The sequence below is a fragment of the Pseudomonas sp. MDT1-17 genome (assembly GCF_054898105.1).
In genome coordinates, this window is the sequence record NZ_JBUBVM010000001.1 from 2,292,729 (window position 1) to 2,306,121 (window position 13,393).

The 13,393-nt window shown below is 57.4% G+C and carries 13 protein-coding genes and 1 pseudogene; 11 read left to right on the plus strand and 3 right to left on the minus strand.

The annotated features are described in order from the left end of the window. Positions 1-29 precede the first annotated feature (29 nt). The 7 genes from odhB to ACYZTX_RS10670 all read left to right on the plus strand — a co-directional run bounded on the left by odhB (position 30) and on the right by ACYZTX_RS10670 (position 8,137). Complete coding sequence (gene odhB / locus ACYZTX_RS10640; RefSeq protein WP_462034017.1) at positions 30-1,250, plus strand: 2-oxoglutarate dehydrogenase complex dihydrolipoyllysine-residue succinyltransferase; 1,221 nt, start codon at positions 30-32, stop codon at positions 1,248-1,250. Between the two features lie 110 nt (positions 1,251-1,360). After that, positions 1,361-2,797 carry a dihydrolipoyl dehydrogenase gene (gene lpdA / locus ACYZTX_RS10645; RefSeq protein WP_462034018.1) on the plus strand — a complete coding sequence of 479 codons (1,437 nt, stop codon included), beginning with the start codon at positions 1,361-1,363 and terminating at the stop codon, positions 2,795-2,797. Positions 2,798-2,995: 198 nt separating this feature from the next. Next, positions 2,996-4,162: an ADP-forming succinate--CoA ligase subunit beta gene (sucC, locus tag ACYZTX_RS10650; protein WP_008148602.1), complete on the plus strand. Its 1,167-nt coding sequence runs from the start codon at positions 2,996-2,998 to the stop codon at positions 4,160-4,162. Beyond that, a complete protein-coding gene (sucD, locus tag ACYZTX_RS10655) occupies positions 4,162-5,043 on the plus strand; it encodes a succinate--CoA ligase subunit alpha (RefSeq protein WP_003210566.1) in 882 nt (293 codons plus the stop codon). The genes sucC and sucD overlap by 1 nt, the downstream gene beginning before the upstream one ends. Positions 5,044-5,419: 376 nt before the next feature. Further along, positions 5,420-6,733 (plus strand): branched-chain amino acid transport system II carrier protein, encoded by a 1,314-nt coding sequence (gene brnQ, locus ACYZTX_RS10660; protein ID WP_462034019.1) that lies wholly within the window; start codon positions 5,420-5,422, stop codon positions 6,731-6,733. Between the two features lie 265 nt (positions 6,734-6,998). Continuing rightward, positions 6,999-7,736 carry a DUF599 domain-containing protein gene (locus ACYZTX_RS10665; RefSeq protein WP_462034020.1) on the plus strand — a complete coding sequence of 246 codons (738 nt, stop codon included), beginning with the start codon at positions 6,999-7,001 and terminating at the stop codon, positions 7,734-7,736. Continuing rightward, positions 7,736-8,137, plus strand: a complete 402-nt coding sequence (locus ACYZTX_RS10670; RefSeq protein ID WP_462034021.1) for an MAPEG family protein — start codon at positions 7,736-7,738, stop codon at positions 8,135-8,137. Before ACYZTX_RS10665 ends, ACYZTX_RS10670 begins: the two co-directional genes overlap by 1 nt. 77 nt (positions 8,138-8,214) lie before the next feature. Here ACYZTX_RS10670 and ACYZTX_RS10675 read toward each other — a convergent pair whose 3' ends face one another. Beyond that, positions 8,215-8,448 (minus strand): hypothetical protein, encoded by a 234-nt coding sequence (locus ACYZTX_RS10675; protein WP_462034022.1) that lies wholly within the window; start codon positions 8,446-8,448, stop codon positions 8,215-8,217. 158 nt (positions 8,449-8,606) lie between these two features. Here ACYZTX_RS10675 and ACYZTX_RS10680 point away from each other — a divergent pair, with 158 nt between their 5' ends. The 4 genes and pseudogenes from ACYZTX_RS10680 to ACYZTX_RS10695 all read left to right on the plus strand — a co-directional run. Then, a complete protein-coding gene (locus tag ACYZTX_RS10680; protein ID WP_282377558.1) occupies positions 8,607-9,083 on the plus strand; it encodes a PaaI family thioesterase in 477 nt (158 codons plus the stop codon). Continuing rightward, entirely contained in the window at positions 9,080-9,532 is a 453-nt protein-coding gene (locus ACYZTX_RS10685; RefSeq protein WP_449645659.1) for a PaaI family thioesterase, read from the plus strand. Before ACYZTX_RS10680 ends, ACYZTX_RS10685 begins: the two co-directional genes overlap by 4 nt. 81 nt (positions 9,533-9,613) lie before the next feature. Next, complete coding sequence (gene htpG, locus ACYZTX_RS10690; protein ID WP_462034023.1) at positions 9,614-11,518, plus strand: molecular chaperone HtpG; 1,905 nt, start codon at positions 9,614-9,616, stop codon at positions 11,516-11,518. Positions 11,519-11,578: 60 nt separating this feature from the next. Next, positions 11,579-11,719, plus strand: a pseudogene (locus ACYZTX_RS10695) (dienelactone hydrolase family protein); the annotation flags it as partial. Positions 11,720-11,852: 133 nt separating this feature from the next. On the opposite strand, the gene ACYZTX_RS10700 reads toward ACYZTX_RS10695, so the two are convergent. Continuing rightward, positions 11,853-12,713 carry a pirin family protein gene (locus ACYZTX_RS10700; RefSeq protein ID WP_462034024.1) on the minus strand — a complete coding sequence of 287 codons (861 nt, stop codon included), beginning with the start codon at positions 12,711-12,713 and terminating at the stop codon, positions 11,853-11,855. A gap of 61 nt (positions 12,714-12,774) precedes the next feature. Further along, positions 12,775-13,191: an OsmC family protein gene (locus ACYZTX_RS10705; protein ID WP_462034025.1), complete on the minus strand. Its 417-nt coding sequence runs from the start codon at positions 13,189-13,191 to the stop codon at positions 12,775-12,777. Positions 13,192-13,393 lie beyond the last annotated feature (202 nt).

Genomic DNA, 13,393 nt, shown 5'->3' on the forward strand with positions numbered 1-13,393 from the left:
CTGAAACCGAATTTAAGGACCCACAGATAATGGCTATCGAAATCAAAGCCCCCACTTTCCCGGAATCGGTTGCCGATGGCACCGTTGCCACCTGGCACAAAAAGCCGGGCGATGCCGTCAAGCGCGATGATCTGATCGTCGACATCGAAACCGACAAAGTCGTACTGGAAGTGTTGGCCACCGCTGACGGCGTGCTGGGCGCTATCGTCAAGAACGAAGGCGACACCGTTCTGTCCGACGAAGTCCTGGGCTCCATCGAAGCGGGCGGCGCTGCTGCCGCTCCAACCGCTGCCGCTGCTCCGGCCGCTGCACAGGCTGCTGCTCCAGCCGCTGAAGGCGAAGACGATCCTGTTGCTGCACCGGCTGCTCGCAAGCTGGCTGAAGAAAACGGCATCAACATCGCTTCCGTTGCCGGTACTGGCAAAGGCGGTCGTGTCACCAAGGAAGACGTAGTAGCCGCTGTTGCCGCCAAGAAAGCAGCTCCGGCTGCCGCGCCTGCCAAGGCTGCTGCGCCTGCCGCCGCTGCCCCAGTGTTCGCCGCCGGTGACCGCATCGAGAAGCGCGTACCGATGACCCGCGTTCGCGCTACCGTGGCCAAGCGCCTGGTAGAAGCCCAGTCGAACATGGCGATGCTGACCACGTTCAACGAAGTCGACATGACCGAAGTCATGGCGCTGCGTTCGAAGTACAAGGACCTGTTCGAGAAGTCCCACAACGGCGTGCGCCTGGGCTTCATGTCGTTCTTCGTGAAAGCGGCCACCGAAGCGCTGAAACGCTACCCGGCTGTCAACGCCTCGATCGACGGTGCCGACATCGTTTACCACGGCTACGCCGACGTTGGTGTGGCTGTTTCCAGCGACCGCGGTCTGGTTGTACCGGTTCTGCGTAACGCCGAACTGATGAGCCTGGCCGAAATCGAAGGCGGCATCGCCACCTTCGGCAAGAAGGCTCGTGACGGCAAGCTGTCGATGGACGAGATGACCGGCGGTACTTTCACCATCACTAACGGTGGTACCTTCGGTTCGATGATGTCGACCCCGATCGTCAACCCGCCGCAAGCGGCCATCCTGGGCATGCACAACATTCTGCAGCGTCCTATGGCGATCAACGGTCAGGTTGTTATCCGTCCGATGATGTACCTGGCTCTGTCCTACGATCACCGTCTGATCGATGGCAAAGAAGCTGTGACCTTCCTGGTTACCATCAAGAACCTGCTGGAAGACCCGGCTCGTTTGCTGCTGGATATCTGATTTCGTTGCACGGGCCGCCCACTGATGGACGGCCCTTCTGTAATGACCAGCTTCGTCCCACGACGGTCCTCAAAAGGGGCCGTCCGGTTTGATTCGAGAAGGAATGACACATGACTCAGAAATTCGACGTGGTAGTGATTGGCGCGGGCCCTGGCGGCTACGTGGCTGCCATTAAAGCAGCGCAACTGGGCCTCACCACTGCCTGCATCGAGAAATACACCGACAAGGAAGGCAAACTGGCCCTCGGCGGTACTTGCCTGAACGTCGGCTGCATTCCATCCAAGGCGCTGCTGGACAGCTCCTGGAAATACAAGGAAGCCAAAGAAGGCTTCGCGATCCACGGTATCAATCACGCTGGCGTGACCATGGACGTGGCGGCAATGGTTGGCCGTAAAGCCAACATCGTCAAAGGCCTGACCTCTGGCGTTGCAACCCTGTTCAAGGCTAATGGCGTCACTTCCCTGCAAGGCCACGGCAAACTGCTGGCTGGCAAGAAAGTTGAACTGACCAAGCCAGACGGCACCGTCGAAATCATCGAAGCCGAGAACGTGATCCTGGCTTCCGGTTCGCGTCCGATCGACATTCCACCGGCTCCGGTTGACCAGAACGTGATCGTCGATTCGACCGGCGCGCTGGAATTCCAAACCGTACCTAAGCGTCTGGGCGTGATCGGCGCTGGCGTGATCGGTCTGGAACTGGGTTCGGTCTGGTCGCGTCTGGGTTCGGAAGTGGTTGTCCTGGAAGCGCTGGAGAAGTTCCTGCCAGCCGCTGACGACGCCGTTTCCAAAGAAGCCTACAAAACCCTGACCAAACAAGGTCTGGACATCAAGCTGGGCGCTCGCGTCACCGGTTCCAAAGTGAACGGCGACGAAGTCGTTGTGAACTACACCGATGCCAATGGCGAACAGAACATCACCTTCGACAAGCTGATCGTTGCCGTTGGTCGCCGTCCAGTGACCACCGAGCTGCTGGCAGCTGACAGCGGTGTAAACATCGACGAACGTGGTTTCGTTTTCGTTGACGACCAGTGCGCGACCAGCGTCCCGGGCGTTTTCGCGATCGGTGACGTGGTTCGCGGCATGATGCTGGCGCACAAGGCGTCCGAAGAAGGCATCATGGTTGTAGAGCGCATCAAGGGCCACAAAGCCCAGATCAACTATGACCTGATCCCGTCTGTTATTTATACTCACCCGGAAATCGCGTGGGTCGGTAAATCCGAGCAAACCTTGAAAGCAGAAGGCGTTGAAGTTAACGTCGGCACTTTCCCGTTTGCAGCCAGTGGCCGTGCCATGGCAGCCAACGACACCGGCGGTTTCGTGAAAGTCATTGCTGATGCCAAGACTGACCGCGTATTGGGCGTCCACGTGATTGGCCCGAGCGCTGCAGAACTGGTTCAGCAGGGCGCGATCGGTATGGAATTCGGCACCAGTGCCGAAGACCTGGGCATGATGGTTTTCTCCCATCCGACCCTGTCCGAAGCCTTGCACGAAGCAGCTCTGGCAGTGAATGGCGGCGCCATTCACATTGCCAACCGCAAGAAGCGTTAAGACAAGACAATAAGAAACCACGGCGGAAGGCCCGTCGTGAGCCTTGCGTGCAAGACTCACCGCGGAATGTCCGCCGGACGCAGCCTTGCGTAGTTCACCGGTTATCCGGAACACCTACGCAAGCAGCAGTCACAGGTGGTGCGGCACTGAACAAGTGCAGCACCGAATGCGCAGTACCTAACGAAGACGGTAATAAGCATGAATCTTCACGAGTATCAGGGTAAGCAGCTGTTCGCCGAATACGGCCTGCCAGTTTCCCAGGGTTTCGCCGTAGACACCCCGGAAGCAGCAGCAGAAGCGTGCGACAAGATCGGCGGGACCGAATGGGTTGTCAAAGCCCAGGTTCACGCAGGTGGTCGCGGTAAAGCGGGCGGCGTCAAGCTGGTTCGCAGCAAAGAAGACGCCAAAGCATTCGCTCAACAGTGGTTGGGCAAGCGTCTGGTGACTTACCAGACTGATGCCAATGGTCAGCCAGTCACCAAGATCCTGGTTGAATCGTGCACTGATATCGCTAAAGAGCTGTACCTCGGCGCTGTCGTTGACCGTTCGAGCCGTCGCATCGTGTTCATGGCTTCCACCGAAGGTGGCGTGGACATCGAGAAAATCGCTCACGATACCCCTGAGAAAATCCTCAAGGCCACTATCGATCCACTGGTTGGCGCTCAGCCATTCCAGGGTCGCGAGCTGGCATTCCAGCTGGGTCTGGAAGGCAAGCAAGTTGCTCAGTTCGCCAAGATCTTCGTAGGTCTGGCCAAGCTGTTCAAGGATCACGACCTGGCTCTGCTGGAAGTGAACCCGCTGGTGATCAAGGCTGACGGCGATCTGCATTGCCTCGACGCCAAGATCAACATCGACGCCAACGCCATGTACCGTCAGCCTAAGCTGAAGACTTTCCACGATCCGTCGCAAGACGATCCGCGCGAAGCGCACGCTGCCAAGTTCGAACTGAACTACGTAGCGCTGGAAGGCAACATCGGTTGCATGGTCAACGGTGCTGGCCTGGCCATGGGTACCATGGACATCGTCAACCTGCATGGCGGCAAACCAGCCAACTTCCTCGACGTGGGCGGCGGTGCTACCAAAGAACGCGTTACCGAAGCGTTCAAGATCATCCTGTCCGACACTAACGTCGCTGCAGTATTGGTCAACATCTTCGGCGGCATCGTTCGTTGCGACATGATTGCCGAAGGCATCATCGGCGCAGTGAAAGAAGTCGGCGTGAAAATCCCGGTTGTTGTTCGCCTTGAAGGCAACAACGCTGAGCTGGGCGCTAAAGTACTGGCAGAAAGCGGTTTGAACATCATCGCTGCTACCAGCCTGACCGACGCTGCTCAACAAGTTGTCAAAGCTGCGGAGGGCAAATAATGAGCGTCCTGATCAATAAAGACACCAAAGTTATCTGCCAGGGTATTACCGGTTCGCAAGGTAGTTTCCACACCCAGCAAGCCATCGAATACGGCACCAAGATGGTTGGTGGCGTTACTCCTGGTAAAGGCGGCACCGAACACCTGGGTCTGCCAGTGTTCAACACCGTGAAAGATGCTGTAGCTGCCACTGGCGCTACCGCCAGCGTGATCTACGTACCAGCTCCTTTCTGCAAAGACTCCATCCTGGAAGCAGCTTTCGGCGGCATCAAGCTGATCGTTTGCATCACTGAAGGCATTCCTACCCTGGACATGCTGGATGCCAAGGTCAAGTGTGACGAGCTGGGCGTAGTCCTGATCGGTCCTAACTGCCCAGGCGTGATCACTCCAGGCGAATGCAAGATCGGCATCATGCCAGGTCACATTCACTTGCCAGGTAAAGTCGGTATCGTTTCCCGTTCCGGCACCCTGACCTACGAAGCTGTCAAGCAGACTACTGACGCCGGTTTCGGTCAGTCGACTTGCGTCGGCATCGGTGGTGACCCGATCCCGGGTTCGAACTTCATCGACATCCTGAAGCTGTTCCAGGAAGACCCGAAGACCGAAGCGATCGTGATGATTGGTGAGATCGGCGGTTCGGCTGAAGAAGAAGCGGCTGCCTACATCAAGGCACACGTGACCAAGCCAGTTGTTTCCTACATCGCTGGTGTGACTGCCCCTGCTGGCAAGCGCATGGGCCATGCTGGCGCAATCATCTCTGGCGGCAAAGGCACTGCAGACGAGAAGTTTGCTGCCCTGGAAGACGCAGGCGTTAAAACCGTGCGTTCGCTGGCAGACATCGGCAAGGCTTTGTCCGAGCTGACCGGTTGGGCTGTCAAGTAAGCCTCGCGCTTATCTGACGCTTCACCAAACAAAGGCCACCTTCGGGTGGTCTTTGTCGTTTCTGAAGATCAAAAGATCGCAGCCTTCGGCAGCTCCTACAGTTGGAATGCAATCTCATGTAGGAGCTGCCGAAGGCTGCGATCTTTTGATCTTTTTATATGTAAACGCGACACGGAAGTGTCGTGTATCGGATAGTTCGCACCCTAACAGTGCGTTTGTCGGGCAAATTCGTTAGGCTAGCAGCCATTTTTGCGTCCGCAGCCCACAAGGTAGCTACGCGCTAAACGGGTCAGCCCTATACGGACCGACAGCATTTCCCTCACCCCTCAGGGAAATCCCTCTCTAAATTCCGATTCAGTAGTGTGGTATTTCCTTAATGAAAGTGTTGAAAGGCCAGGACATCCTGGCACTTGGTTTTATGACTTTTGCCCTGTTTGTCGGGGCTGGCAACATCATCTTCCCGCCTATCGTCGGTCTGCAGTCCGGTCCAAATGTCTGGATGGCGGCGCTGGGCTTTCTGATCACGGCGGTCGGCTTGCCGGTGATCACCGTTGTCGCCCTGGCCAAGGTCGGTGGCGCCATGGATGCCTTGAGCAGCCCGATCGGTAAAGTCGCCGGTGGCCTGCTGGCGGCCGCGTGCTACCTGGCTGTCGGCCCGCTGTTCGCGACACCGCGCACCGCCACCGTGTCGTTCGAAGTGGGCCTGGCGCCGCTGACCGGCGAGAGCCCGCTGGCGTTGTTCCTCTACAGTTCGGTGTACTTCCTGCTGGTGTTCTTCATCTCGCTTTATCCAGGCCGTTTGCTGGATACCGTAGGACGTTTCCTCGCACCGCTGAAGATCCTCGCCCTGGCCGCTCTCGGCATCGCAGCGTTTGCATTGCCGGCCGGTGATGTCGGCGTGGCCACCCCGGAATACGTAGCGGCACCGTTCTCCCAAGGCTTCATCAATGGTTACCTGACCATGGATACCCTGGGCGCGCTGGTATTCGGCATTGTCATCGTCAACGCGATCCGTTCCCGTGGCGTCGAGTCGCCGGTGTTGATTACCCGTTACGCGATCATTGCCGGGCTGATTGCCGGCGTGGGTCTGGCGCTGGTTTACGTCAGCCTGTTCCGTCTCGGTTCGGGCAGCCATGCAGTGGCCGCGGGTGCTACCAACGGCGCAGCGGTATTGCACGCTTACGTGCAACACACCTTCGGTTCTCTGGGCAGCGGTTTTCTGGCGGTGCTGATCTCCCTGGCCTGTCTGGTGACGGCGGTGGGTCTGACCTGCGCCTGCGCCGAATACTTCAGCCGTGTGCTGCCGCTGTCCTACAAGACATTGGTCATCATCCTGGCCGTGTTCTCGCTGCTGGTGTCCAACCTGGGCCTCACCAAGCTGATTGCGTTCTCGATCCCGGTGCTGACTGCGATCTACCCGCCGTGCATTGCCCTGGTAGCCCTGAGCTTCTGCAAGGACTTCTGGCATGAACAGGGCCGCATCGTCGGTCCGGTGATGCTGGTCTCGTTCATCTTCGGCCTGATCGACGCCCTCAAGGGCGCGGGCCTGGCGGACTGGATGCCGACTCAGTTGTCCCACCTGCCGCTGAGCGAGCAAGGTTTGGCCTGGTTGGTGCCGTCGGTCATGACCCTGGTCGTCGCGGTGGCCTGCGATCGTCTGCTGGGCAAGCGCGAAGAAGCACTGGCTTAAGCCGCTTCCGGGCCCGCCACAAGCGGGTCTTGAGCACATATGGAAATGCCCCGTATCAATCGATACGGGGCATTTTTTATGGGCATGATGCGGTGTCTTTTTTTGTGAGCTAACGTCGAAGCACTGCGAAGATCTCATGTGGGAGCGGGCTTGCTCGCGAAGACGGCTTATCATTCAACATTGATGTCGACTGACCCACCGCTTTCGCGAGCAAGCCCGCTCCCACAGGATTTCGGTACTCCGCATACACATCACAAGGACCTGCATGTCGTTCATCCACGCCAATATGATCCACATCCTCGCTGCGCTCTGGTTCGTCATCTGCTGGGGCGGCTACACCCGTTATGCGTCGTGGAAGGGCCGCGACACTGCGTGCCTGGCCAGTGTGCTGCACCTTTATCGCGAAGACTGGATGCGCCGCATGCTGCTGCGCGACAACCGCATCGCTGATGCCAGCGTGGTCGGTAACCTAGAACGCAACGCCTCATTCTTCGCCTCCAGCACACTGATTATCCTGGCCGGTATTCTCACGGTGCTCGGAGCCTCTGAAAGGGCCGTGTCGTTGTTGGCGGATATCCCCATGGTGCAGCAGGCCTCTCAAGGGATGTCGGAGATCAAGTTGCTGTGCCTGGCGCTGGTGTTTGTCTACGCGTTCTTTACGTTCAGCTGGTGTATGCGCCAGTACAACTTCGCGGCGATTCTGATTGGTTCGGCGCCGATGGTCGGTGAACGCCACGTTTCTGAACAAGAACGTAAAGCCTTCGCTGCCCGTGCGGCACGCGTCATCTCCATGGCCGCCAACCAGTTCAACTTCGGGCTGCGCGCTTACTACTTCGGCATGACCATGCTGGCCTGGTTCGTCAGCCCATGGTTGTTCATGTTAATGAGCGCCGGCGTCGTGCTGGTGTTGTATCGCCGGGAGTTTCATTCTGACGTTCTCGACGTGATGGTCTATACACCTACAGAGGCGCCAATGCCCGAAGCGAACAAAGAGGCCGCTTGATGAGTATTCCGTTCTGGTGTGTGTTTATCAGTGCCTTGCTGATTTTCGTGGCAAAGATTCCCGTGGCCAAAGCGATGAACGAGCAGGGCGGTTACGACAACCATCTGCCGCGTCAGCAACAGGCGCAACTGACAGGCTTTGGTGCCCGTGCGTTGGCGGCTCATCAAAACTGCTTTGAGGCGTTCATTCTGTTCTCGGTGGGGGTGTTGATGGCTCACACCACGCAGACGGCGGGGTGGCTGATCGACTTGTTGGCAATCGTCTTCGTCATTACGCGAATCATTTATTTACTGTGCTATTGGGTCGATCTGGCCTGGCAACGGAGCTTGGTGTGGTTCGTTGGACTAGTGTGCTCGTTGTTGTTGATGATTAGTCCGACTTTTAGAACTATTTTGCTGTAATGCCTGCCGTGCAAAAAAACAGCAGGCAAAAGAAAACCCGCACTTGGCGGGTTTTCTTTATCACGCTAAAAACTGTTTTAGTTTTTAGGTGCTTCTTTTGCTGCCGCTGCATCCGATTCAGCCTGAGCTTTGGCGGCTTCGGCGTTTTCTTTCGCAGCGTCGTTCACTTTATCCTGAGCTTTGTTCATGTCTTGCTGAGCTTGCTCAGCATGTTGTTTGGCATCTTGAGCTTTGTCCTCGGATTTTTTATCGCAGGCAGCGAGACCGAGGGAAGCGGTCAACATCAAGGCAATAGCTAAAGTCTTACGCATGGGGTGTTGCTCCTTATGGAAATTATATCTACTGACCTTTCGAGCGTAGCCCGCAGCGTTAAGTTCCTCAATTTATACAGAGATATAAGATTATTCTGACGGGAACTTTTACTAAAGCGCCAGTGCGTTGCCAGAACACTAAAAAGAGTGGGATAAAAATGACCGAAAACCCCGTTTTTGAGCGCGCGACGCGATTTCTATCGGCGCTGCGACATTGTCAGGTACTTGGGCTGCGGGTTCACAGCGCCAGCAGCGAAGGGCTAACCGTCATCCTGCCGTACAGTCCTCAAATTGTTGGCAACCCGCAAACCGGGGTGATCCATGGCGGAGCGTTGACCTCGCTGATGGACACTGCCTGTGGCATGTCGACCCTCTGCGTGCTACCCGAATTTGAGGTCTGCCCGACCCTCGATCTGCGCATCGACTACATGCACGCCGCTGAACCACACAAAGATGTCTACGGTTTTGCTCAGTGCTACCGGGTGACCACGGATGTGATCTTTGCTCGCGGTTTCGCCTATCAGGACGATCCCGAGCAACCCATTGCCCATGTGGTGGGTACCTTCATGCGCATGGGCAAAGCCATCAAAGGCACCAAAGGTTTTGGCGGCGCCATCGCCAGAGGTGAGAAATGACCGACGACTTCAAGGAACAACTTCAGAAGGCACATGAGCAGGGCGACTACGCTTCGCTGCTGCACCTGATTCCTTACGCCAAACTGATCGGCGTCGAATGTTCGCGGGTGGGGGATGATCTGCTGTTTCGCTTGCCAGCCAACAAGGACAACATCGGTAACCCTTTATTGCCTGCGATTCATGGCGGCGTGATCGCCGGGTTCATGGAGCTGTCCGCAGCGTTGCACCTGCTGATTTTCACCGGTTCGCCAGGCGTGCCAAAGATCATCGACTTCTCCCTCGACTATCTGCGTGCGGGGCAGTTTCGCGACACCTGGGCCCGATGCCAGGTTTGCCGTCAGGGCCGCCGGGTGGCCAACGTTGCGATTACGGCCTGGCAAAGTACCGAAGCCGAACCGATTGCCACCGCCCGCGCTCATTTCAAAATCGAAGAGCCCTTGAAATCCTGAACTCAGCCCCAAACTCTGATGACAACCCGCCGCCGACCCTCAAGGTCGCGGCCACTGCCATCTGATTGGAGTTTGATAACCATGAGTGTGGAAACTCAAAAGGAAACCCTGGGCTTCCAGACCGAGGTGAAGCAACTGCTGCACCTCATGATCCATTCGCTGTATTCCAACAAGGAAATTTTCCTTCGCGAATTGATCTCGAACGCCTCTGACGCTGTCGACAAATTACGTTTCGAAGCCCTGTCCAAGCCTGAACTGCTGGAAGGTGGCGCCGAGCTGAAAATCCGTGTGAGCTTCGACAAGGACGCTAAAACCGTCACTCTCGAAGACAACGGCATCGGCATGAGCCGAGAAGAGGCGATCACCCACCTGGGGACCATCGCCAAATCCGGCACTGCCGATTTCATGAAGCATCTCTCTGGCGATCAGAAAAAAGACTCGCACCTGATCGGTCAGTTCGGTGTGGGTTTCTACTCTGCATTCATCGTCGCTGACAAAGTTGACGTGTTCAGCCGTCGTGCCGGCGATGCTGCCAGCGAAGGCGTGCACTGGTCGTCCAAGGGTGAAGGCGATTTCGAGGTTGCCACCGTTGAGAAAGCCGATCGCGGCACCCGCATCGTCCTGCACCTGAAGTCCGGTGAAGACGAGTTCGCCGATGGCTGGCGTCTGCGCAACATCATCAAGAAGTACTCCGACCACATCGCTCTGCCGATCGAGTTGCCGAAAGAAGTGGCAGCCGTCGAAGGCGAAGAGCAACCGGCCGTTGAATGGGAAACCGTCAACCGCGCCAGCGCCCTGTGGACCCGTCCGCGTACCGAGGTCAAGGACGAGGAATACCAGGAGTTCTACAAACACGTCGCTCACGACTTCGAGAACCCGCTGAGCTGGAGCCACAACAAAGTCGAAGGCAAGCTCGAATACAGCTCGCTGCTCTACGTGCCGGCTCGTGCTCCGTTCGATCTGTACCAGCGTGAAGCGCCGAAAGGCCTGAAGCTGTACGTGCAGCGCGTGTTCGTGATGGATCAGGCCGAGTCGTTCCTGCCGCTGTACCTGCGCTTCATCAAAGGCGTGGTCGACTCCAACGACCTGTCGCTGAACGTGTCTCGGGAAATCCTGCAAAAAGACCCGATCATCGATTCGATGAAGTCAGCGCTGACCAAGCGCGTTCTCGACATGCTGGAAAAACTGGCGAAGAACGAGCCTGAGCAATACAAAAGCTTCTGGAAAAACTTTGGCCAGGTCATGAAAGAAGGCCCGGCAGAAGACTTCGCCAACAAAGAGAAAATCGCTGGCCTGCTGCGTTTCGCATCGACCAACGGTGATGAAGGCGAGCAAGTGGTGGGCCTGGCCGAATACCTGGCTCGCGCCAAGGAAGGTCAGGACAAGATCTACTACCTGACCGGCGAAACCTACGCGCAAGTCAAAAACAGCCCGCACCTGGAAGTCTTCCGCAAGAAAGGCATCGAAGTGCTGCTGCTGACCGACCGCATCGACGAGTGGCTGATGAGCTACCTCAGCGACTTCGACGGCAAGAGCTTTGTCGACGTGGCTCGCGGTGACCTGGATCTGGGCAACCTGGACTCGGAAGAGGACAAGAAAGCCGCGGAAGAAGTCGCCAAGTCCAAAGAAGGTCTGGTTGAGCGTCTGAAAACTGCACTGGGCGACTCCGTTGCTGAAGTGCGGGTTTCGCACCGTCTGACCGATTCCCCGGCGATTCTGGCCATCGGTGAGCAGGACCTGGGCATGCAGATGCGTCAGATCCTGGAAGCCAGCGGTCAGAAGGTTCCGGAATCGAAGCCGATCTTCGAATTCAACCCGGCTCACCCGCTGATCGAGAAGCTCGACAACGAGCAGAGTGACGAGCGCTTCGGCGATCTGTCGCACATTCTCTTCGATCAGGCGGCCCTGGCCGCCGGTGACAGCTTGAAAGACCCGGCTGCGTACGTGCGCCGTCTCAACAAGCTGCTGGTTGAACTGTCGGTTTAACGGCGTTGTAAAAAAAACCCGCTTCGGCGGGTTTTTTTATTCTGGTGTCTTTTACGCGGACTGCTGAGCTACGGTGGCGCCGTGCATTCATTTACTTATCCGCATGCCAATGTGCCGGGCATGATGATGTATGACGCAAAAATCGCTGCCCGGGCGTTTGCGTCGATGCATAACTTGCTGGATGAAGAGTTCAAGGGCTGATCGCTGCTTTCGGCTCTGACACTTTTTCTGTAATTGCTGGCCTCTTCGCGAGCAGGCTTGCTCCCACAGGGGAATGCGTTCCAATGTGGGAGCGAGCCTGCTCGCGAAGGCGGTGTAACTGACACCGAAGATTCTAAGGCAATTCGATCCGCTCGCTTTCCCCCGGCACCGTCGGCCAATCCCCGGCCGCCCAGCGTCGCCGCGCCTCATCGATCAACGCCGGATCACTCGCCACAAAATTCCAGTTGATCCGCCGCGGCCCGTCCAGCGGCGCTCCGCCAAACAGCACGGCATGACAGTCGCTCTCGGCGAACAGCGTCATCTCTTCACCAGCAGGCAACACCACCAGCGAATGCGGTTCCAGCAGCTCGCCCTCCAGTTGCAACTCGCCGTCCAACACATACAACGCCCGCTCTTCATGCTCGGTAGGAATCAGCAGCGTCGTCGCCGTTTGCAGGTTCAGTTCGGCATACAGCGTGGGAGAAAGCACCGGGACCGGTGATTCCAGGCAAAAGCCTGACCCGGCAATCATGCGGATCTTCACCCCAAGGTTATCGCTGACCGGCAGCGTGGCCGCCGGATGGTGGCTGTAGTGTCCGGGACCGTGCTCTTTATCTTTCGGTGAGGCCAGCCAAATCTGCAAACCGTGCATCGTGAAGCCGCTGTTCTTCAGCGCCTCAGGCGTGCGCTCGACGTGCGCAATTGCGCTGCCGGCAGTCATCCAGCTGACATCACCGGCATCCACCACTTGATCGGAGCCGAGGCTGTCCTTGTGCTGGATTTGCCCTTCGAACAAGTAGGTGAGGGTGGACAGACCAATGTGCGGATGCTGTCGGATGTTCATGCCTTTACCCGCCGGATAACGGGTTTGCAGCATGTGGTCAAAAAACACGAAAGGCCCGACGCTGCGGCATTTGGCTGACGGCAGTGGACGAAGAATCGGCTGGCCTTCGACATCTTCGGCGCGGGGGCGGATCACGAGCGGAGTGTTCATGGTGCATTCCATGCTAAGCGGGTGACGCGTGGAGCATAACCCGCCTGCCCAACCCTTGCCGCTATTGGCTGAAAGCGCCTTCGGACAGATGGGTTTCGATAACCACCTCGGTGGTGGTCATCAGCTTGTGCACCGGGCAACGGTCGGCCACGCGGTGCAGCTCATCGCGCTGGGCGTCGGTGAGCACACCCTTGAGGGTCAGTTTGACGTGCAGGGCATATTTACCTTTTTGCTCTTCGCTGTTGTCACGTTTGACTTCGACCGTGACACCGGTCAGCGGGATGTCTTTCTTCTTCGCGTACAGCTTCAGGGTCAGGGCCTTGCAGGCACCCAGGGCCGCGTCGAAGTAATCGTGTGGCTCGGGCGCCGAGCCTTCGCCGCCGGCGGATGTCGGTACGTCGGCAAAGAGTTCGTGGTCATCGATCTGGACGCTGTGACGAAAGCCTTCGGCGGAGACAGTGTTGACGGTGACAGTCATGGGAAACCTCGCAGGCAGGAAAAGTCATTCGATCAAAAAAGACCGTGAGGTTATAGAGCATTCCTCCTGCTACGCGTTCCACTTTCTTACAGGCTGAACCAGGTTGCGGCTGCGGGCTTTGTCGTTCAGGCGACGCTACCGGCTGGCTGTGCACGGTTGCGGGTGGCGCCATCCCGGCCTATGGTCCAAGCGAGACTTTGCC